This window comes from Ectopseudomonas khazarica (assembly GCF_004521985.1).
Taxonomy (GTDB): Bacteria; Pseudomonadota; Gammaproteobacteria; order Pseudomonadales; family Pseudomonadaceae; genus Aquipseudomonas; species Aquipseudomonas khazarica.
Genome location: NZ_SBHZ01000005.1, coordinates 179,031 through 197,143 on the forward strand (window position 1 = coordinate 179,031; position 18,113 = coordinate 197,143).

Annotated in this window: 17 protein-coding genes; 5 read left to right on the forward strand and 12 right to left on the reverse strand. The window is 63.9% G+C overall.

What is annotated here, in order from left to right:
- The first annotated feature begins 91 nt into the window (after positions 1 to 91).
- Entirely contained in the window at positions 92 to 646 is a 555-nt protein-coding gene (locus EPK82_RS08160; RefSeq protein ID WP_134676279.1) for a nucleotidyltransferase family protein, read from the forward strand.
- Between the two features lie 373 nt (positions 647 to 1,019).
- On the opposite strand, the gene cyoE is transcribed toward EPK82_RS08160, so the two are convergent.
- The 8 genes from cyoE to hrpA all read right to left on the reverse strand — a co-directional run bounded on the left by cyoE (position 1,020) and on the right by hrpA (position 11,880).
- A complete protein-coding gene (cyoE, locus tag EPK82_RS08165) occupies positions 1,020 to 1,976 on the reverse strand; it encodes a heme o synthase (RefSeq protein ID WP_047585551.1) in 957 nt (318 codons plus the stop codon).
- Positions 1,976 to 2,311 carry a cytochrome o ubiquinol oxidase subunit IV gene (gene cyoD / locus EPK82_RS08170; RefSeq protein WP_134676280.1) on the reverse strand — a complete coding sequence of 112 codons (336 nt, stop codon included), beginning with the start codon at positions 2,309 to 2,311 and terminating at the stop codon, positions 1,976 to 1,978. The genes cyoE and cyoD overlap by 1 nt, the downstream gene beginning before the upstream one ends.
- A complete protein-coding gene (gene cyoC, locus EPK82_RS08175; protein WP_037048821.1) occupies positions 2,312 to 2,938 on the reverse strand; it encodes a cytochrome o ubiquinol oxidase subunit III in 627 nt (208 codons plus the stop codon).
- A 2-nt stretch (positions 2,939 to 2,940) separates the two neighbouring features.
- Complete coding sequence (gene cyoB / locus EPK82_RS08180) at positions 2,941 to 4,929, reverse strand: cytochrome o ubiquinol oxidase subunit I (protein WP_037048823.1); 1,989 nt, start codon at positions 4,927 to 4,929, stop codon at positions 2,941 to 2,943.
- A gap of 2 nt (positions 4,930 to 4,931) precedes the next feature.
- Positions 4,932 to 5,849 (reverse strand): ubiquinol oxidase subunit II, encoded by a 918-nt coding sequence (cyoA, locus tag EPK82_RS08185; RefSeq protein ID WP_037048826.1) that lies wholly within the window; start codon positions 5,847 to 5,849, stop codon positions 4,932 to 4,934.
- 1,074 nt (positions 5,850 to 6,923) lie between these two features.
- Positions 6,924 to 7,499: a DUF6436 domain-containing protein gene (locus EPK82_RS08190; RefSeq protein WP_037048830.1), complete on the reverse strand. Its 576-nt coding sequence runs from the start codon at positions 7,497 to 7,499 to the stop codon at positions 6,924 to 6,926.
- Positions 7,496 to 7,759, reverse strand: a complete 264-nt coding sequence (locus EPK82_RS08195; RefSeq protein WP_134676281.1) for a hypothetical protein — start codon at positions 7,757 to 7,759, stop codon at positions 7,496 to 7,498. Before EPK82_RS08195 ends, EPK82_RS08190 begins: the two co-directional genes overlap by 4 nt.
- A 77-nt stretch (positions 7,760 to 7,836) precedes the next feature.
- Positions 7,837 to 11,880, reverse strand: a complete 4,044-nt coding sequence (gene hrpA, locus EPK82_RS08200; RefSeq protein ID WP_134676282.1) for an ATP-dependent RNA helicase HrpA — start codon at positions 11,878 to 11,880, stop codon at positions 7,837 to 7,839.
- A gap of 215 nt (positions 11,881 to 12,095) precedes the next feature.
- Here hrpA and EPK82_RS08205 point away from each other — a divergent pair, with 215 nt between their 5' ends.
- Together EPK82_RS08205 and EPK82_RS08210 are read left to right on the forward strand one after the other, a co-directional pair.
- Positions 12,096 to 12,398 (forward strand): type II toxin-antitoxin system RelE/ParE family toxin, encoded by a 303-nt coding sequence (locus EPK82_RS08205; protein ID WP_134676283.1) that lies wholly within the window; start codon positions 12,096 to 12,098, stop codon positions 12,396 to 12,398.
- Positions 12,391 to 12,681: an addiction module antidote protein gene (locus tag EPK82_RS08210; RefSeq protein WP_037048838.1), complete on the forward strand. Its 291-nt coding sequence runs from the start codon at positions 12,391 to 12,393 to the stop codon at positions 12,679 to 12,681. The genes EPK82_RS08205 and EPK82_RS08210 overlap by 8 nt, the downstream gene beginning before the upstream one ends.
- Positions 12,682 to 12,784: 103 nt before the next feature.
- Here the strand turns inward: EPK82_RS08210 and EPK82_RS08215 are convergent, their stop codons facing one another.
- Positions 12,785 to 13,273: an Lrp/AsnC family transcriptional regulator gene (locus EPK82_RS08215; RefSeq protein WP_134676284.1), complete on the reverse strand. Its 489-nt coding sequence runs from the start codon at positions 13,271 to 13,273 to the stop codon at positions 12,785 to 12,787.
- A 143-nt stretch (positions 13,274 to 13,416) separates the two neighbouring features.
- Between EPK82_RS08215 and EPK82_RS08220 the strand changes: the two genes are divergently transcribed.
- The gene (locus EPK82_RS08220; RefSeq protein ID WP_134676285.1) at positions 13,417 to 14,046 is read left to right on the forward strand and encodes a LysE family translocator; all 630 of its coding nucleotides are present in this window, start codon (positions 13,417 to 13,419) and stop codon (positions 14,044 to 14,046) included.
- 163 nt (positions 14,047 to 14,209) lie between these two features.
- Here the strand turns inward: EPK82_RS08220 and EPK82_RS08225 are convergent, their stop codons facing one another.
- The gene (locus EPK82_RS08225; RefSeq protein WP_134676286.1) at positions 14,210 to 15,376 is read right to left on the reverse strand and encodes an MFS transporter; all 1,167 of its coding nucleotides are present in this window, start codon (positions 15,374 to 15,376) and stop codon (positions 14,210 to 14,212) included.
- Between the two features lie 95 nt (positions 15,377 to 15,471).
- Here EPK82_RS08225 and EPK82_RS08230 point away from each other — a divergent pair, with 95 nt between their 5' ends.
- On the forward strand, positions 15,472 to 16,365 hold the full coding sequence (locus EPK82_RS08230) for a LysR family transcriptional regulator (RefSeq protein WP_134676287.1): 894 nt from the start codon (positions 15,472 to 15,474) through the stop codon (positions 16,363 to 16,365).
- Positions 16,366 to 16,403: 38 nt separating this feature from the next.
- Here EPK82_RS08230 and EPK82_RS08235 read toward each other — a convergent pair whose 3' ends face one another.
- Both EPK82_RS08235 and EPK82_RS08240 read right to left on the reverse strand, forming a co-directional pair.
- A complete protein-coding gene (locus EPK82_RS08235; RefSeq protein ID WP_134676288.1) occupies positions 16,404 to 17,075 on the reverse strand; it encodes a hypothetical protein in 672 nt (223 codons plus the stop codon).
- A 465-nt stretch (positions 17,076 to 17,540) separates the two neighbouring features.
- Positions 17,541 to 18,053, reverse strand: a complete 513-nt coding sequence (locus tag EPK82_RS08240) for a MarR family winged helix-turn-helix transcriptional regulator (protein ID WP_134676289.1) — start codon at positions 18,051 to 18,053, stop codon at positions 17,541 to 17,543.
- Between the last annotated feature and the right edge of the window lie 60 nt (positions 18,054 to 18,113).

The window sequence follows — 18,113 nt, forward strand, 5'->3', positions numbered from 1 at the left end:
CGCGCATGGCAGGCACCTTGCGGCGACCATCGCGGCGGAAGCCGGCTCCAGGGTGTGGAGCAGCGACAGGCCGCGCTGCTAGGCTGCGCGCATGAACCTGACCACCCGACTCCAGGCGATCATCTGCGCCGACCCGCAGCGCCTGCGCATCCTCCAGCTGGTACGCGAACTCGACCTGCCGGACTGCTGGGTGGCCGCCGGCTTCGTGCGCAGCGCGGTCTGGGATCACCTGCACCAGCGCAGCGACGCGCCGCTGCCAGCGGACATCGACGTGATCTGGTTCGAACGCAGCCAGGCCTCCGCTGCGCGCGATATCGAACTGGAGCGGCTCCTGCGCCACAGGGACGAACGACTGCAGTGGTCAGTGAAGAATCAGGCGCGCATGCACCTGCGCAATGGCGACGCGCCGTACGCCTCGGCTAGCGACGCGATGCGCTATTGGCCGGAGACGGCGACGGCGGTGGCCGTGCGACTGGATGGGCAGGGTGAGGTTGAAGTCGCCGCACCACTCGGCCTGGAGGACCTGTTCGGCCTCATCGTGCGACCGGCCGGAAGGTTCAAGGACGAGAAACAGCCGATCTACCAGGCGCGACTGCGCAGCAAGAACTGGCTGGCCACCTGGCCGCAGCTGAAGGTACTGCCGTAGGGTGGATCACGCTGCACCGATCCACCGGCTGGTGGATGTAAAGAGCGACATCCACCCTACAGGCTGGCCGCAGCTGAAGGTACTGCCGTAGGGTGGATCACGCTGCATTGATCCACCGGCTGGTGGATGTAAAGAGCGACATCCACCCTACAGGCTGGCCGAAGCCGAAGGTACTGCCGTAGGGTGGATCGCGCTTCACCGATCCACCGGCTGGTGGATGCAACGAGCGACATCCACCCTACAGGGTGGCCGCAGCTGAAGATGCCGCCGTAGGGTGGATCGCGCTGCATCGATCCACCGGTTGGTGGATGCAAAGAGCGACATCCACCCTGCAGGCTGGCCGCAGCTGAAGATGCCGCCCTACCCGTCCCGATCAGATACCGGCGACCACCGCGCAGATGCCCTGCGCGCTGGCGGCGAACTGGCTGCACAGGTGGTTGATGGAAGTCACCAGCACCTGCTCCGGCGCGGAGATGAAGTCCACCGACATCATCACGCTGAGCATGGTGATGGTGACGATGGAGAAGGTGAACAGCTTGCGCGCCCACACCGTATCGTCGACGGCCTTGTATCCCGATACGCCCATCCACAGCCAGTAGGCACCGCTCAGCGCGGCGACCACGAAGTAGCTGTAGCCGGCGTAACCGCTGAGCGTCAGCATCAGGGTCGCGACCACGAAGGCGGCGATGTACAGCACGATCTGCCGCTTGGCAGCCGAGATCCCCTTGATGACGGGCAGCACCGGAATGTTCGCGGCCTGGTAGTCATTGAAACGGAAGATGGCGATGGCATAGGAATGCGGCATCTGCCACAGGCTGAAGATCAACAACAGGATGGCCGCGCCAGCATCGAACTCGTTGCTGACCGCGCAGTAGCCCACCACGGGCGGAGCCGCCCCCGACAGACTGCCGACCAGGGTGCCGTACACCGAGCCGCGCTTGAGCCACAGGCTGTAGAGGCCGACGTAGACCACGAAGCCCATCAGCACCAGCATCACCGCGAGGGTGTTGCTGGCGGCATACAGCACGGCCACACCGGCGACGCCGAGCACGCAGGCATAGACGATGGCGTGCGCAGGGGACACCAGCCCCTGCGCCAGGACCCGGTTGCGGGTCCGCTCCATCTTCTGGTCGATGTCCCTGTCGATGTAGTTGTTGAACACGCAGCCTGAGGCGATCACCAGCGCAACCCCCAGCGCTGTCGCGAGGAACAGCGTCAGGTCGGCATCGCCACGCGAAGCCAGGAAGAACCCACCCGTCACGGAAATCAGATTGCCGAAGACGATGCCTGGCTTGGCGAGGTTGAGGTACTGCTTCAGGAGCGCCAGCATCAGTTGATCATCATGTGATAGTGCATGCTCCACATGATCCAGACCGACAGGCCCACGACGAACGCGATGATCAACACGGTGAAGATCATCGATACGACGTTCCAGCGGCCTTCCGCGTCGGTCTTCATGTGCAGGAAGTACACGAGGTGGACGAGAACCTGCACCAGGCCGAAGATCACCACGGTGATCAGGGTCGCACCACGGCTCAGGCCCAGCACTTCAGGATGCATGACCAGGGCGAAGGGGATCACGGTAAGGATCACCGAGAGGATGAAACCGCTCAGGTAATCCTTGAAACCCACGGAGTGTGCCGCGTGATTGTCTTGATGAGCCATTTACAGCACTCCCATCAGGTAGACGACGGTGAAGACGCAGATCCACACCACGTCGAGGAAGTGCCAGAACAGGCTGAGCAGTCCGACCCGCGTCTTGTTGGTGTCGGTCAGGCCACGGCTGCCGACCTGCAGCATCAGCACCAGCATCCACAGCAGGCCGGCACTGACGTGCAGACCGTGGGTGCCGACCAGGGTGAAGAAGGCCGACCAGTAGGCGCTGGTCTGCGGCCCGGCCCCTTCATGGATCAGGTGACGGAACTCGTACAGCTCGATGCTGATGAAGCTCACCCCGAACAGGAAGGTGATGCCCAGCCAGCGCAGCACCGCGGCCTTGTCGCCCCGGTAGGTGGCGAGCATGGCCATGCCGTAGGTGATGCTGGAGAACAGCAGCGCGAAGGTTTCCACCAGCACCAGGTGCAGGCCCGGACGGAGCATCTCCTTGGCGGTGGGACCACCGGCGAAGGCGTTGCTCAGCACCGCGAAGGTGGCGAACACCGTGGCGAAGATCAGCAGGTCGGTCATCAGGTAGACCCAGAAGCCGAACAGCTTGATGCCACTGCTGTCGTGGTGGTGCTCATGGCCGTGGCCATGAGCGTCATGTGGATAGTGGGGTTCGTATGCGGTCATGGTTATGCCTGTACCACTGCGTTGGCTTTGGTTTGATGGTGCGCCTGCTCGATCCGCGCGATCTCTTCGGGCTGCACGTAGTAGTCGATGTCCTCGTCGTAGGAACGCACGATGAAGCTGACCACGGCACCGACCAGACCGACGATGGCGAGCCACCAGATGTGCCAGATCATGGCGAAGCCGAAGGCGATGACGAACGCCGATACGACCAGGCCGTTGCCGGTGTTCTTCGGCATGTGGATCGGCTCGTAGTGCTCGGGCGCAGGCATCAGCTCGACGCCGTTCTTCTTCGCCTCATAGAAGGCGTCGATCTTGTCCGCCGTCGGGATGACCGCGAAGTTGTAGAACGGCGGTGGCGAGGACGTTGCCCATTCCAGGGTACGGCCATCCCACGGATCGCCCGTGACGTCGACGTTGTCCTTGCGCTTGATGTAGCTGGTGACGAACTGCACCACGGTGAAGACGATACCGATGCCGATCAGCACCGCACCGACCACGGCCACCTGCACCCACGGCACCCAGGCCGGGTTGTCGAAGTGGTTCAGGCGACGGGTCATGCCCATGAAGCCGAGCACGTACAGCGGCATGAAGGCGAAGTAGAAACCGATCAGCCAGCACCAGAAGGAGTAGCGACCGAAGCGATCGAGCAGCTTGAAGCCGAAGGCCTTCGGGAACCAGTAGATGATGCCGGCCAGGTAGCCGAACACCGCGCCACCGATGATCACGTTGTGGAAGTGGGCGATCAGGAACAGGCTGTTGTGCAGCACGAAGTCCGCCGCCGGCACCGCCATCAGAACGCCGGTCATGCCGCCGATGGAGAAGGTCACCAGGAAGCCCAGGGTCATCCAGGTCATGGCGTTGAGTTGCAGACGGCCACGGAAGATGGTGAACAGCCAGGTGAAGATCTTCACCCCGGTGGGGATGGCGATGATCGAGGTCATGATGCCGAAGAAGGCGTTGACGCTGGCACCGGAGCCCATGGTGAAGAAGTGGTGCAGCCACACCACGAACGACAGCACGCCGATCGCCGCAGTCGCCCAGACCATCGAGGCATAGCCGAACAGGGTCTTGCGCGAGAAGGTCGCCACCACTTCGGAGAACACGCCGAACGCCGGCAGGATGAGGATGTACACCTCCGGGTGACCCCAGATCCAGAACAGGTTGGCGTACATCATCGGGTTGCCACCCAGTTCATTGGTGAAGAAGTGGAAATCCAGGTAGCGGTCGAGCGACAGCATCGCCAGGGTCGCGGTCAGCGGAGGGAAGGCGCCGCAGATCAGGATGCAGGTGATCAGGATGGTCCAGGTGAAGATCGGCATCTTCATCAGGCTCATGCCCGGGGCACGCATCTTGAGGATGGTGGCGATGAAGTTGACCCCGGTCAGGGTCGTCCCCAGTCCCGATAGCTGCATGCTCCAGATGTAATAGTCCATGCCCACGCCCGGACTGTACTGGATGCCTGACAACGGTGGATAAGCCACCCAGCCGGTCTTGGCGAACTCGCCCAGGCCCAGCGACAGGTTGATCAGCAGCGCGCCACCGACGAACAGCCAGAAGCTCAGCGAGTTCAGGTAGGGGAAGGCCACGTCACGTGCGCCGATCTGCAGCGGCACGACGATGTTCATCAGGCCGGTGACCAGTGGCATGGCCACGAAGATCAGCATGATGATGCCGTGCGCGGTGAAGATCTGGTCGTAGTGCTCGGGCGGCAGGTAGCCCTGCCCGTCACCGTGGGCCATGGCCAGGTGGGTACGCATCATGATCGCGTCGGCAAAGCCACGCACCAGCATGACCAGCGCAACGAGGATGTACATCACGCCGATTTTCTTGTGGTCCACCGAGGTGAGCCACTCGCTCCACAGGTAACCCCACTTCTTGAAGTAGGTCACCGCGGCGAACACTGCCAGACCACCCAGCGCGACGATGGCGAGGGTGATCATGATGATCGGCTCGTGATACGGCACCGCATCCAGAGTCAGTTTTCCAAACATATTCACTCCTGCACCTCCGCTGCTTCGCGCATGGCCGTGCTGTGGGAATCCTTCAGGGTCACGTACTGGCCGATCACCTTGTTGAACAGGTTCGGCTCGACCTGGCCGAAGTAGCGGATCGGGTAGATCGGGTAGCGGTGGTTGACCATCTCGCCGGGCTCGCCCACCTGCTTGAACGCCGCGAAGTCCATGACCTCGGGCGACTGCCTGACCTTGTCGACCCACTGCGCGAAGCCTTCATCGCTGACCGAGTGGGTGGTGAAGCGCATGGCCGAGAAGCCCTCGCCACTGAAGTTGCCGGACTGGCCGAAGAACTCGCCCTGTTCGTTGGCGATCAGGTTGAGCTGCGTGCGCTGGCCGCCCATGGCATAGATCATCCCGCCGAGCTGCGGGATCGACAGCGCGTTCATCACCGTGTCGGAGGTGATGTGGAAGGTCACCGGGGTCTTCTCCGGGATCACCAGCTCGTTGACCACGGCAACGCCCTGATCCGGGTAGATGAACAGCCACTTCCAGTCGAGCGAGACCACCTCGATGTTGAGTGCCGGCTTGTCCGATTCGATCGGGCGGTAGGGGTCGAGCGAGTGCGAGGTTTTCCAGATGATGACCGCCAGTACCGCGACGATGATCAGTGGAACACCCCAGACGACCAGTTCGATCTTGTGCGAATGTGCCCAGTCGGGCATGTAGGTGGCCTTCTCGTTCGACTCGCGATAACGCCAGCCAAACAGGAAGGTCATGATGATCACGGGTACGACCACGATCAGCATGAGTCCGATGGAGATCAGGATCAGGTTGCCCTGCTCGACACCGATCTGCCCTTTCGAGTTGAACAGTGCCCAGTCACATCCACCGAGCGCTGAGCAGGCGATCGCCATCAGCAACCAGCGCACACAACGATGGTATTTCTCTTCTTTCATGTCACGACCTTCAACTGAGTGATGTCCCACATTCGGCTTCAGTCGCCGTGCGGCCCATCGAGCAAAAGGCCGGCAGCGGAAACTCTGAGCTTGAGCATCCGTGCAAGCGAAACGGTAAAACCGTGGGACGGGCGATCTTGAGGGCTGGGGCGCGCCCGCACAATTCATTAGCAACCTACTCATGAGCAAACTGACAGCCTCTTGCCGACATGTTTCGCAACAAATACGCAATGTTTTGAAACACCTTGCTGCGAGAACGCAGCAAAGACGCGCAGGGGTGCGACAAATGATCACACCCGCGTTTTAGAGCTGTTTGTCAGCAAATTGACAGGAATCATTGACATGCAAGATGCCGTCAGCCGACGGCGCCACAGCGCTTGACATCGAGGAAATTTCGGAGTTTTCGAATGCGCACGCGAGGTGCGTCAGCCCTGCAGAAAGCAGGCCTGGAAAGGGCTCGCATCGAGGGACGGGGACGACTGGCGCGTAGCCCGGATGCAATCCGGGGCCACCACGGTCGGCCAACAGCATCGCGGCTAAAGCCGCTCCCACGAGACCGCTGACCACCTGCAGCCGCCGCTTCAGGCGCGAACCACCGCATGAGCATGCCCCAGCAGCCACCACACACCTGTAGGAGCGGCTTCAGCCGCGATAGCTCTATCTGCCGAACCCGCATGCAAAGCAGGACGCCCCATGCCCGCCCCGGATTGCATCCGGGCTACGCAATGGCAACCAGCCAGGGCTCTTCTGTGAAGATGTCTCAGCCACCCAGCACTGGGTGAACACGTAGCCGAATGCCCCAGCCGCCACCACACACCTGTAGGAGCGGCTTCAGCCGCGATAGCTCTATCTGCCCAGCCCACATGCAAAGCAGGACGCCCCCCATGCCCGCCCCGGATTGCATCCGGGCTACGCAACGGCAGTTGGCAGGAGGGACTCCTGTGGGAGGGGCTTTTGTGGGAGGGGCTTCAGCCGCGACCAGCCTCACGGCCGGAGCCGAACGCCACCCAAGCCTCAGGATGCCCGTTCACAAGCCACCGCCCTACTCCCGGCCCCCGCAGCCTGCCATCGCCACTATTTCCAGGCGCAGTAGCAGCCCACGGCCAGACCGCTGGCCAGCGACACATGGCGCCCCTGGGTCAGCGCATCGAGCACCGGCTCGACGAAGCTGTTGCTGGAATTGCACACCAGCCCCTCGCTGTAGGGACCGGCATAGGCCAGGTTGCCATCGCGGTCCCAGATCGCCAGGGCCGGGCTGGCCGGCAACGACTCCATGCCCTCGATGCCGGGCAAGGGTTTCATCCGCCCACGCAGGAAGGGCGCGATCTCACCCTTGCTGCCGGGTTTCTGCACGCTGTAGAACTCGACATCGGCATTGCGGTGCAGACCGATCAGGTAGCGCAGGTGTGCATCGGTCTCCGCGTTGCAGGGGCAGTCAGGGTCCCAGAAGTGCACCACGCGAATGGGCCCCGGGCCTGCCAGCGAGGCGGGAAGCTTCAGGCCGTCCTGGCTGAAGATCACCGTCTGCTCCGCATAGGGACGCAGGTAGGCGGCGCCGCTGAGCCACCAGATCAGCACCACGAGCCCCAGCGCCAACACGCAGAATCCCACCACGAAGTGCTTGAAACTCAGACGTTGCAGCAGGCTCATGGCTGATGGCCGAACTTGCGCAGGAACTGCTTTTCCATTTCCTGGCAGCTTTCCACGGTGAAGCTGCGCTCCGTGGCATCGGCGCTCTTCCAGCAGGCTTCGATCGCCTCGCGCTCGGCGGCTTCGACCTCGCCATCCTGCGGACGCGTCATGATGTAGATGAGACCGACGAACACCAGCACGACGAACAGCAGACCCGCCAGGAACAGGCCGAGACAACCACGGCGCCCCAGCCCGACGTTTTCATCATTCACGCTCATGCTTCTCTCTTTGCCAATTCACAGTGGATGCATCCTGTCCGCTCGGCGATGCGGACATCGCCGAACGGCACCGACCTTCAACCCTCGACCAGCATCCACTGCTTGTTCAGGCGCTTGTCCGAAACCGCCATCTTCGTCCCCAACTGCTGGGCGAACAGCGACACGCGGTACTCCTCCAGCATCCAGCGGTACAGCACCAGCTGCGGGTCGCGCTTGCCTTCCTGGAGGTGCTTGGCGGTGCGCGCCTGGTACTGCTCCCAGTAGCTGCTCAGCTCACCGGTCCACACACGGTCGCGCTGCACCTGCGCGCCGACCTTGTCCAGGCGCTGCTCGATGGCCTTGAGGTAACGCGGTACTTCCTTGAGCCAATCGCCCGGCGTCTCACGCACGAACCCGGCGTAGACCAGGTTGCCCAGTTGCTGCTTGATATCGTTGAGCGCCATGGCCTGGGCCAGGTCGATCTTGCCCTTGAAGCGCTTGAGCAGACCGTGGTGCAGCTTGAGGATCTCCAGCGCCAGGCGGGCGATGCGTTCGGCATGCACCGTCCAGTCGCCACGCTTGCGCTCGGCCAGTTGCGCCAGCGCAGCACCGTCGCGCGGCAGGCTGGTTTCGCCGTCGAGAATGCAGGCATCCAGACTGGCCAGCAGAATGTCCTCGACCAGCGCCTCGACCCGCCCCAGCTCGCGATACAGCAGGCCCAGCTCGGTCAGCCCCGGCAGCTTGCCGCGCAGGAACTTGGCCTGCTCGCTCAGCTGTTGCAGCAACAGACGCTGCAGGGCACGGCGATGCTGATAGTCGGCCTCGGCCTGAGTCGGGAAGCGTCCTTCCTTGACCACCCCGGCCTCTTCCACCAGCGCCGGATAAACCGTCATGGAAAGCCCGGCAATCTTCTGCTGAGCCTTCTCGGCGACTTCGGCGAAGGCCTTGGCCTCCACCGTTTTCGGCGCCTTGTCCTGCTGCGGGATGGCCAGCGCGGCCTGGCTGGCCTCGGCGAAACGCGCGGTCAGCTCGGCCAGGTCACGGCCCTCGCCGAGGAACTTGCCACGGGCGTCGACCACCTCGATGTTCATCTTCAGGTGACTCTCCAGACTGTCGGCCGCTTCCGCCCAGGCCTCGTCGGAGACCCGAGCGCCGGTCATGCGCAGCAGCTCGGCGCCGAGCGCGTGCGGCAGCGAACCCTGGCCGAAGTGCAGCTTGTCCAGCGCCGCACCGACGAAGTCCGGCACCGGCACGAAGTTCTTGCGCAGCGCCTTGGGCAGGCCACGCACCAGCGCCACGCACTTGGCCTCCAGCAGGCCCGGCACCAGCCAACCCAGGCGCTCGGGCTGCAATTGCGGCAGCAGCGGCGCCGGCACGCGCAGGGTCACGCCGTCACGCGGGTGATTGGGCTCGAAGTGATAGGACAGCGGCAGCTGCAGCTCACCGATGTGCAAGGTGTCCGGGTACTGCGCGGCGGTCACCTCCCTGGCATCGCGGGCCAGGGCGTCCTCCTCGCGCATGATCAGGAGTTGCGCATCGCTGGCGCTGCCCTTCTTGTACCAGCTCTCGAAACTGGCGGCCTGGTAGATATCCTGCGGGATGCGCGCCTCGTAGTAACCGAACAGGGTCTCCTCGTCAGCGAGGATGTCACGGCGGCGCGACTTCGCCTCCAGCTCGTCGAGGCGTTCGAGCAACTGGCGGTTGGCGGTCAGGCAACGTACGCGGCTGTTGATCTCGCCACGCACCAGGCCCTCGCGAATGAACATCTCGCGTGCCACCGACGGATCGATCGGGCCGTAGTGCACGGGCCGGCGACCGACGATGATCAGCCCGTAGAGGGTGACCTGCTCGTAAGCCACCACCTGGCCGCGCTTCTTCTCCCAGTGCGGCTCCAGGTGGTTCTTCTTCACCAGATGCGCCGCCAGCGGCTCGATCCAGTCCGGCTCGATCTTCGCCACCATGCGCGCGAACAGCTTGGTGGTTTCCACCAGTTCGGCCGCCATCACCCAGGTGGGCTTCTTGCGCCCGATCACGCTGGACGGATGGATCCAGAAACGCCGCTGACGCGCACCGAGGTAGTCGCCCTCTTCGGTCTTCTGGCCGATCTGACTGAGCAGGCCGGCGAGAATCGCCTTGTGCACGGCGGCGTAGTTCTTCGCCCGCACCGCCGCCTCGCTGGCCTCGGCCTGCTGGCGGGCGATGGCATTGACGCGGGTGTCCCTGGTCGGCGTCGGGCTTTGAGCCTTTTCGTAGGGTGGATGGCCGGAGCCATCCACCTTGGTGGACGCGTTATCCGCCTTGCGTGCGCCTTTGCCGCTCAACTGCAGATCACGGGCGATCAGCACCAGTTGCCGGTGCGCATCGCGCCATTCGCGCAGGCGCATGTAATTGAGGAAGTTCTTCTTGCACCAGGTGCGTAGAGGGTTGCTGCCCAGCTCCTGGCGTTTTTCCTCGAAGCCGCGCCACAGGTTGATCAGCGCGGCGAAGTCGGAATCCACGTCCTTCCATTGCGCGTGCGCCTGATCGGCCGCCTGCTGGCGATCCATCGGCCGCTCACGCGGGTCCTGCACCGACAGCGCGGCAGCGACAATGAGGATTTCCTCCAGGCTGCCCTGTTTGGCGCCTTCCAGCACCATGCGCCCCAGGCGTGGGTCGATGGGCAGGCGAGCCAGTTGCCGGCCGATGGGGGTCAGCTGGCTTTCGCGGTTGACCGCCGACAGCTCCTGCAGCAGGTTGAAGCCATCGCTGATGGCCTTGCCGTCTGGCGGCTCGATGAAGGGGAAGTCCTCGATGCTGCCCAGGCGCAGGTGCAGCATCTGCAGGATCACCGCCGCCAGGTTGGTACGCAGGATCTCCGGGTCGGTGAACTCGGGACGGCCGAGGAAATCCTCCTCGCTGTACAGGCGGATGCAGATGCCCGGTTCGACCCGGCCGCAGCGCCCCTTGCGCTGGTTGGCACTGGCCTGTGACACCGCCTCGATGGGCAGGCGCTGGACCTTGGCGCGGTAGCTGTAGCGGCTGATGCGCGCCGTACCGGAGTCGATCACGTAGCGGATGCCCGGCACCGTCAGCGAGGTTTCCGCGACGTTGGTGGCCAGCACCACCTTGCGCCCCGGCATGGGCGCGAAGATCTTCTGCTGCTCGGCCGGCGTCAGCCGCGCATACAAAGGCAGCACCTCGGTAAAACGCAGATTGGCCTTGCGCAGCACCTCGGCGGCCTCGCGAATCTCACGTTCGCCGGGCAGGAATACCAGCACGTCACCCGGGCGCTTGCCGACGCTCTGTTCGTGCGCGGCGATCTCGTCCAGCGCGGCGAGGATGCCCTGGTCGACGGTGAGGTCATCGAGCAGGCTCTCGCCCTCCTCGTCCACCTCGGCCGCCAGCGGCCGATACCAGGTTTCCACCGGGTAGGTGCGACCGGACACCTCGATGATCGGGGCATCGTTGAAATGTTTGGAGAAGCGCTCCAGATCGATGGTCGCCGAGGTGATGATCAGCTTGAGATCCGGGCGACGCGGCAGCAGGGTCTTCAGGTAGCCGAGCAGGAAGTCGATATTGAGGCTGCGTTCGTGCGCCTCGTCGACGATGAGGGTGTCGTACTTTTCCAGAAAGCGGTCGTGCTGGGTTTCGGCGAGCAGGATGCCGTCGGTCATCAGCTTTATCAGCGTGCCGTCCTTGCTCTGATCCTCGAAGCGCACCTGATAGCCGACCAGCTCGCCCAGCGGCGTGCCGATTTCTTCCGCCACGCGAGTAGAGACACTACGCGCCGCCAGCCGACGCGGCTGGGTATGACCGATCAGACCATGCACACCCCGACCGATCTCAAGGCAGATCTTCGGCAACTGGGTGGTCTTGCCCGACCCCGTCTCGCCGGCGATCACCACCACCTGACTCTTTTCCAGCGCGGCCTTGATCTCGTCGCGCTTGGCCGCAATCGGCAGCGCATCGTCGTAACGCATCGCCGGGATGCTGCTGCGCCGCGCTGCGACCTTGTCGCTGGACGCCTGAAAACGCTCCAGCCACTGCGCTAGCTTGGCCTCGTCGGGCTGCTTCTGCAGCTCATGCAGCTGCCGGCGCAAGCGATGACGCTCGGCGATCATGACGTGGTCGAGATTGTTCTGCAGGGTGGCGATGTCAGTCATCTGGATCGGGGCAATCAGGGCAAAGGCGGGATTGTCGCAGATTCCGCACCTGGACGCAGAGAGCAGGATTAACGCGGGCGGATCGGGGCGCCGTAGGGCCAACGAACAGTCGATCGACCCATGCTGAAACGGCGCCACAACCTACAGCCAGCACGACCCGACGCGGCCAGAGCCTCCACCTTGGCATTTCGTGCTTTATAAACTACATTCGATCCATGCGAAAAATCGAATCCGCCACCTTCAGAAATTGGCTGAAGAAGCTCAAGGACGACACCGGCAAGGCACGCATCGTGGCCCGGATAAACCGGCTGATGGAAGGCCTGCCAGGCGACGTGGCGCCGGTCGGCCACGGCGTCAGCGAACTGCGGATTCACTATGGTCCCGGCTACAGGGTGTATTTCCACCAGCAAGGCGACACGCTGGTGATTTTGCTCTGCGCAGGCGACAAGGGCAGCCAACGCCGCAACATCGAGGCCGCCCAACAGATCCTGCAGACGTGGAGAAAACGAGATGACTGAAACCTTTAGCGACTTCGACCCCGCCGAATACCTCACCAGCCCCGCAGCCATTGCCGAGTTCATGAGCGACGCCCTGGAAACCGGCGATGCCGGCTATATCGCCAAGGCGCTGGGCGTGGTGGCACGCGCCAAAGGCATGACCGAGCTGGCCAGAGAAACCGGCCTGTCCCGCGAGCAGCTTTATCGCTCATTCAGCGAGCACGGCAATCCGACACTGAAAACCATGCTTGCGGTGATGAAGGCGCTGGGGATTGAAATGTCTGCGCGCCCGCACGCGCGGTAGCCGGAGAACAAATTTGTCCCCCTTCCCGCACAAGGGCACGTGCCACGTGGCAGCTGCCGCCGCCATTGGTGCCGAAGCGCCGTGCTGACGACGTGACCTGCAGTCAGGCCCCGCCGCTGGCCTGCGGCAGATGCCCGAGCGGCAATGCGGTCTGATCCTTGACCGTCGCGATGGCGAAGTTGCTGCGAATGTCGCTGACGCCTGGCAACTTCAGCAGGGATTCCAGCAGGAAGCGCTCATAGGCCCTGAGGTCCTGGACGACCACCTGCAGCAGGAAGTCCGACTCCCCCGACACCAGATGGCAGGACACCACCTCGTGCAACGCGCTGACGGCCTGGCGAAAGGCCGTGGACGTCTCGTCCTGGTGGCGCTCGACCTTGACGCCGACAAATACGGTCAGCCCCAAGCCGATGCCGTCGCGGTCCAGATCGGCGTGATACCCCCGGATGATGCCGGCTTCCTCGAGCAGGCGTACCCGTCGGAGACAGGGCGACGGCGACAACCCCACTTCCTCGGCGAGCTGCACATTGGTCAGCCTGGCATCGCGCTGCAGGGCCGCCAGTATTCGTCTGTCCAGATTATCCAGTTTCATAAGTTGGCATACTATTAATTCTATACACACATCACTGGCATGATATGCCAATTATCAAGACGCCAGAGGCCAAATTAGCAACTCCACGAAATCGCCCTGACTGTATGCTTTTCGCCTGGGTCATCGCAGGGTTGAGTGTGAATATGACGAACCTCGAGTTGTTCATCGGTGCATTGGTCGTGGTGTACGTGGTTCCCGGTCCGGACATGGTGCTGGTGTTGCAGACGTCCAGCATGCAGGGCCGCTGGCACGCCGTGGCGACGGCTCTCGGCCTCGCCCTGGCGAGGGCAGCGCATGTCCTGCTGGCGGCGATCGGCCTGGCCGTACTGTTGAAAACCGTCTCCTGGGCATTCGACGCGGTCAGGCTGGCAGGTGCGCTGTACCTGATCTGGCTGGCCGTGAAGATCGCTCGTGCCCCCTCGCTGATCGCTGAGGCCTGCGCGCCGTTGCCTGCATCCTCCACCAGGGCCTATGGCGCTTCCGCCTGCCGCGGGCTGCTGACCAACATCAGCAACCCCAAGGCGCTGCTGTTCTGCTCGGTGCTTCTGCCACAGTTCGTCGATGCCGGTGCCGATGTGGCCGGCCAGTTCCTCGTGCTGGGTAGCGTGCTGGTGCTGACCGGCCTGCTTTTCGATCTGCTGTACGCCATGCTGGGCGCGGCGCTCGGGCATTGGATGCGCCGCTATCCATTGCTGGAGGTGGTGCAGCGCTGGACTTTCACCACCTTGCTGATGGGGTTCGGCCTGCGCCTGGCCATGGCGACGCGGCTCTGATGAACGCCTGGCCTTCAGATCGGCAAACGGCGGATGAAAACAGCGTCATCCACCCTACGGCACCCTCGGGTAGGGTGGAAAACGCGAAGCTTGTCCACCGCTCCTGTGCAACGAAAAGGGGGCAGACCGGTTCAGTCTGCCCCCTTTTCTATCGCCGCTCTTTTCAGGCCACCGCAGCCGCTCCCGCCCTGGAGCGCCAGGCAAACCCCAGCACCATCAGCAGCCCAATCCCCGCCATCGCCGCGCCGGCCAGGGAAATCGCCGGGTAGCCCAGCCCGACCTTGATCACCGCGCCGCCCAGCGCCGCGCCAATCGCGTTACCCAGGTTGAAGGCACCGATATTCACCGCAGAAGCCAGGTTGGGCGCATCCTTGGCCGCTTCCATCACGCGCATCTGCAGCGGCGGCACGATGGCGAAGCTGGCGATACCCCAGATCAGGATGGCCACGGCAGCCGGCAGCGGCCAGCGCATCAGCACGGTGAACGCCAGCAGCACCAGGATCAGTGCACTCAACGAGACGATCAGGGTGCGGTCGACCGAACGGTCCGCCGCCTTGCCACCCCACATGTTGCCCAGCGTCAGGCCCACGCCGTACAGCACCAGCATGGCGGTGATGAAGGCGGTCGAGGCATGGGTTTCGCTGCTGAGGATCGGTGCGATATAGGTGAATACGGTGAACATGGCACTCGAACCGACCACCGTCAGCGCCAGCGCGGCCAGCACCGGGCCTCGGCCCAGCACGCGGATTTCGGCCAGCACGCCATCGCTCTTCGGCAGCGGCACGTTGGGCAGGGCGAACCACAGCGCCAGCATCGCCAGCACGCCCAGGCCGGTAATGCCCCAGAACGCGGTGCGCCAGCCGAACACTTCGCCAAACCAGGCGGCCAACGGCACGCCGCCGATGGTCGCCAGGGTCAGGCCCATGAACATCGCCGCCACCGCGCCGGCGCGCTTGTCCGGCGCCACCACGCTGGCGGCGACGATGGAGCCGACGCCGAAGAAGGCGCCGTGGTTCAGCGAGGTCACCACCCGGGCAGTCAGCAGGGTGTAGTAGTCGGTGGCCAGGGCCGACATCAGGTTGCCCAGGGTGAAGATGGCCATCAGGCCGATCAGCAGGTAGCGCCGGGGAATCCTGCCGGTGGTCAGGGTCATCAGCGGCGCGCCGAGCAGCACGCCCAGCGCATAGGCGCTGACCAGCAGCCCGGCGGCGGGAATGGAAACGCCGAGATCGGCGGCGATACCCGGCAACATGCCCATGGGCGAGAACTCGGTGACGCCGATGCCGAAGGCACCGATGGCGAGTGCAACAAGGGGTGGATTGATACGCATGCAAAGGCTCCTCATCTATGCCGCGAATGCTAGGATCCAAACCTTGAACGCGGTAGATGGCATTTCTGGCAAACACCTTTGCTTACGGAGCACAAATGGATTTCAACGGCAGGTCAGGCGAAATGCTCGTGTTCGTCACCGTCGCGGAGCAAGGCAGCCTGTCGGCCGCCGCTCGCGCACTGGGGCTGACACCTTCGGCCGTCAGCCGGATCATCGCGCGCACCGAACAACGGCTCGGCACCCGCCTGCTGCTGCGCACCACCCGCGCGCTCACCTTCACCGCCGAGGGTGAAGCCTACGTGCGCGGCGCGCGGCGCATCCTCGCCGACCTGGCGGAAGTCGAAGAGGCCATTGCCGATCAGGGCGTACCACGGGGCCGCCTGCGTGTGAGTGCAGCCCTCGGCCATGGCCGGATGACCATCGTGCCGCTGGTCGCGGCCTTCATTGCCCGCTATCCGAACATCACCGTCGACCTGTCGCTGGGCGACGAGGTGGTCGACATTCTCGGCGGCCAGGCCGACGTGGCAGTGCGCTTCGGCCACCTGCCCGACAGCCCGCTGACTGCCCGCCGCATCGGTGAAACCGGCCAGGTGGTGGTGGCCTCCCCCGCTTACCTGGAACGCCATGGCACACCGCAGCAACCGGAAGACCTGCTGCAGCACAACTGCCTGCGCTTCAACTTCCGCCGCGCCGAGCCGAACTGGCCCTTCATCCGCGAAGGCCAGGGGTTTTCCCTGAAGGTCTGCGGCAACATCGCATGCAGCAGCGGCGAGGCGCTGGCGCAACTCGCCCGCGAGGGTGCGGGCATCACGCGCATCGGCGAGTTCAGCGTGACCGAGGACCTGCAACGCGGCGATCTCGTGCCACTGCTGCAGGCCTTCAACCCCGGCGACCGGGAGCCGATTCACGCAGTGTTCGTCGGTGGCACCGCCATGCCGGCGCGGGTGCGGGTATTCGTGGATTTCCTGGTTGAGCAGCACAGCATGTGAACGACGCAAGCGTAGCGAACCAGCGAACCGACGACGACTCAGGGAGCACGGGGCAGCAGCGCTGCCGCCAGCTCGTCCAGATCGACGGAGGCACGATTGAGATAGAACTCGGCTCCGCCGCTGCCAGCGATGCGGCCGTTGGCCGCCTGCTGCAATAGCGGACGCACGAACAGGTAGCTGGCCCTTATCTTCGTCAACAGCTCGGCCTGATCGACGTGACGCGCAAGCAACGTCTCGAAACGCCGGACGATCGCCTGATCGAGGTCCCGTGCCCGCTCGGGCGTGAGTGTCAGGCCGCTCTTTCGTGGCAGTGGATACAGCCGAATCTGGTAGTCCAGCAGAAGCGCGGCCAGCGCCTGACTCTGCACCTGCAGCTCGGCGGCAGCCGGATCAGGCTCCGCACCGGCATAGACGACTGAGACAGCCTGATGCAGTTGCTGCTGATGGTCGAGCAGCTGCTGAATCAGCTCCGGGTAGCGTTCGCGCTCGGCTGCCGGCAGATGATCGAGGGTGTCGAAAACCGCCTTGATGGCCCGCAGCGGCTGCGCAAAGGCTTCTGGCTGGCCGAGCTGCACCCAGTAGGTCTCCATCAGGTTCAGATGCTCGTAGGTGGCGCTCAGGCCTCGCGGGTCGGGTCTGCGCTCCGCCGGATTGAAGTAGAGCATCGCACTCGCGCACATCAGTTGGCTGCGACTGAGGATCTCGCTCAAGGTCCCCGCGCTGCGGGCGTCCCCCCAGACCAGCGGACAGATCAAGCATAGCAGCAATAGCAGCGATGGCTTTCGCACAGTCCTTACCCTCGGTTCTTGTTCTTGTGGCGGCCTACGCGCTGCAGCACGCAGGCCATTGCCGCAGTACGGTGACCAGCAACGCAGCAGGGTTCCTGGATGGACCAGAGGTCACCGACCGATGCCTGGACAATAATTGCGCCCCAAGCAGGCGACATACTCCAAATGGGGGACGACAGGCCTGAGCCTGGAATAGGGCCAATATTCAGGAGGGGTGAGACGCCTGCGTCGCACAGGGGTTCTATCCATGCCGTCACGAGCCTGGATCAGCGGCTCGGCTGATGGAACGCCAGGAAACGGCGGCAGCGTCCCCATGGGCAATTGCCCGGTGCATGGCGACGCGGAATATCATGGGCGCGGGCCCAGGCAGGAGCGCAGCCGCACCACCTAGCCCTGCGCCTCCTCCTCGCGCACCTTCACCCCCGCCAGCAACTTGCCATGCAACGCATGCAACGTTCGCTGCTCGTCGGCGGTCAACCCTGCAAGCACGCGCTGCAGGTTGGCCACGTGCGCCGTGATGATGCCGTCGATCAGCTCGAAGCCCGCCGCCGTCAGCGCCACCAGGACACCGCGGCGGTCGCTGGGATGCTTGCGCCGCTCGATCAGACCGGCCTTTTCCAGGCGGTCGATGCGGCTGGTCATGCCCCCCGAGGAAATCATCGCGCTCTCGTACAGCGCAGTCGGCATCAACGCATAGGGTTCACCCGAACGGCGCAGGGTAGCGAGCAGGTCGAACTCACCGGCCTGCAGGCCATGCTCGGCGAAGAACGGCAGCAGGTGATCGCGGCTGATCAGCAGGCTCAACTCCCCCAGGCGGCCAATGACGGCCATGGAGAAAGCATCGAGATCGGGTCGTTGCTGCTGCCACTGCTCGGCAGCCAGTTGTGCGCGGTCTTGCATGTCGCCCTCGATTTATCTTGCCATCAAGATACTTTTCAAAAAGAATGTCGCCATCGTAAC

Excerpts from the sequence above, each read along its gene's own strand:
- EPK82_RS08195 (WP_134676281.1), bottom strand. The coding sequence starts at position 7,759 with ATGAGCGTGAATGATGAAAACGTCGGGCTGGGGCGCCGTGGTTGTCTC.
- EPK82_RS08190 (WP_037048830.1), bottom strand. The coding sequence starts at position 7,499 with ATGAGCCTGCTGCAACGTCTGAGTTTCAAGCACTTCGTGGTGGGATTC.
- cyoD (WP_134676280.1), bottom strand. The coding sequence starts at position 2,311 with ATGGCTCATCAAGACAATCACGCGGCACACTCCGTGGGTTTCAAGGAT.
- EPK82_RS08240 (WP_134676289.1), bottom strand. The coding sequence starts at position 18,053 with ATGCAAGACCGCGCACAACTGGCTGCCGAGCAGTGGCAGCAGCAACGA.
- EPK82_RS08230 (WP_134676287.1), top strand. The coding sequence starts at position 15,472 with ATGGATTTCAACGGCAGGTCAGGCGAAATGCTCGTGTTCGTCACCGTC.
- EPK82_RS08215 (WP_134676284.1), bottom strand. The coding sequence starts at position 13,273 with ATGAAACTGGATAATCTGGACAGACGAATACTGGCGGCCCTGCAGCGC.
- EPK82_RS08220 (WP_134676285.1), top strand. The coding sequence starts at position 13,417 with ATGACGAACCTCGAGTTGTTCATCGGTGCATTGGTCGTGGTGTACGTG.
- EPK82_RS08205 (WP_134676283.1), top strand. The coding sequence starts at position 12,096 with ATGCGAAAAATCGAATCCGCCACCTTCAGAAATTGGCTGAAGAAGCTC.
- cyoE (WP_047585551.1), bottom strand. The coding sequence starts at position 1,976 with ATGCTGGCGCTCCTGAAGCAGTACCTCAACCTCGCCAAGCCAGGCATC.
- cyoB (WP_037048823.1), bottom strand. The coding sequence starts at position 4,929 with ATGTTTGGAAAACTGACTCTGGATGCGGTGCCGTATCACGAGCCGATC.
- EPK82_RS08210 (WP_037048838.1), top strand. The coding sequence starts at position 12,391 with ATGACTGAAACCTTTAGCGACTTCGACCCCGCCGAATACCTCACCAGC.
- EPK82_RS08225 (WP_134676286.1), bottom strand. The coding sequence starts at position 15,376 with ATGCGTATCAATCCACCCCTTGTTGCACTCGCCATCGGTGCCTTCGGC.
- cyoC (WP_037048821.1), bottom strand. The coding sequence starts at position 2,938 with ATGACCGCATACGAACCCCACTATCCACATGACGCTCATGGCCACGGC.
- EPK82_RS08160 (WP_134676279.1), top strand. The coding sequence starts at position 92 with ATGAACCTGACCACCCGACTCCAGGCGATCATCTGCGCCGACCCGCAG.
- hrpA (WP_134676282.1), bottom strand. The coding sequence starts at position 11,880 with ATGACTGACATCGCCACCCTGCAGAACAATCTCGACCACGTCATGATC.
- cyoA (WP_037048826.1), bottom strand. The coding sequence starts at position 5,849 with ATGAAAGAAGAGAAATACCATCGTTGTGTGCGCTGGTTGCTGATGGCG.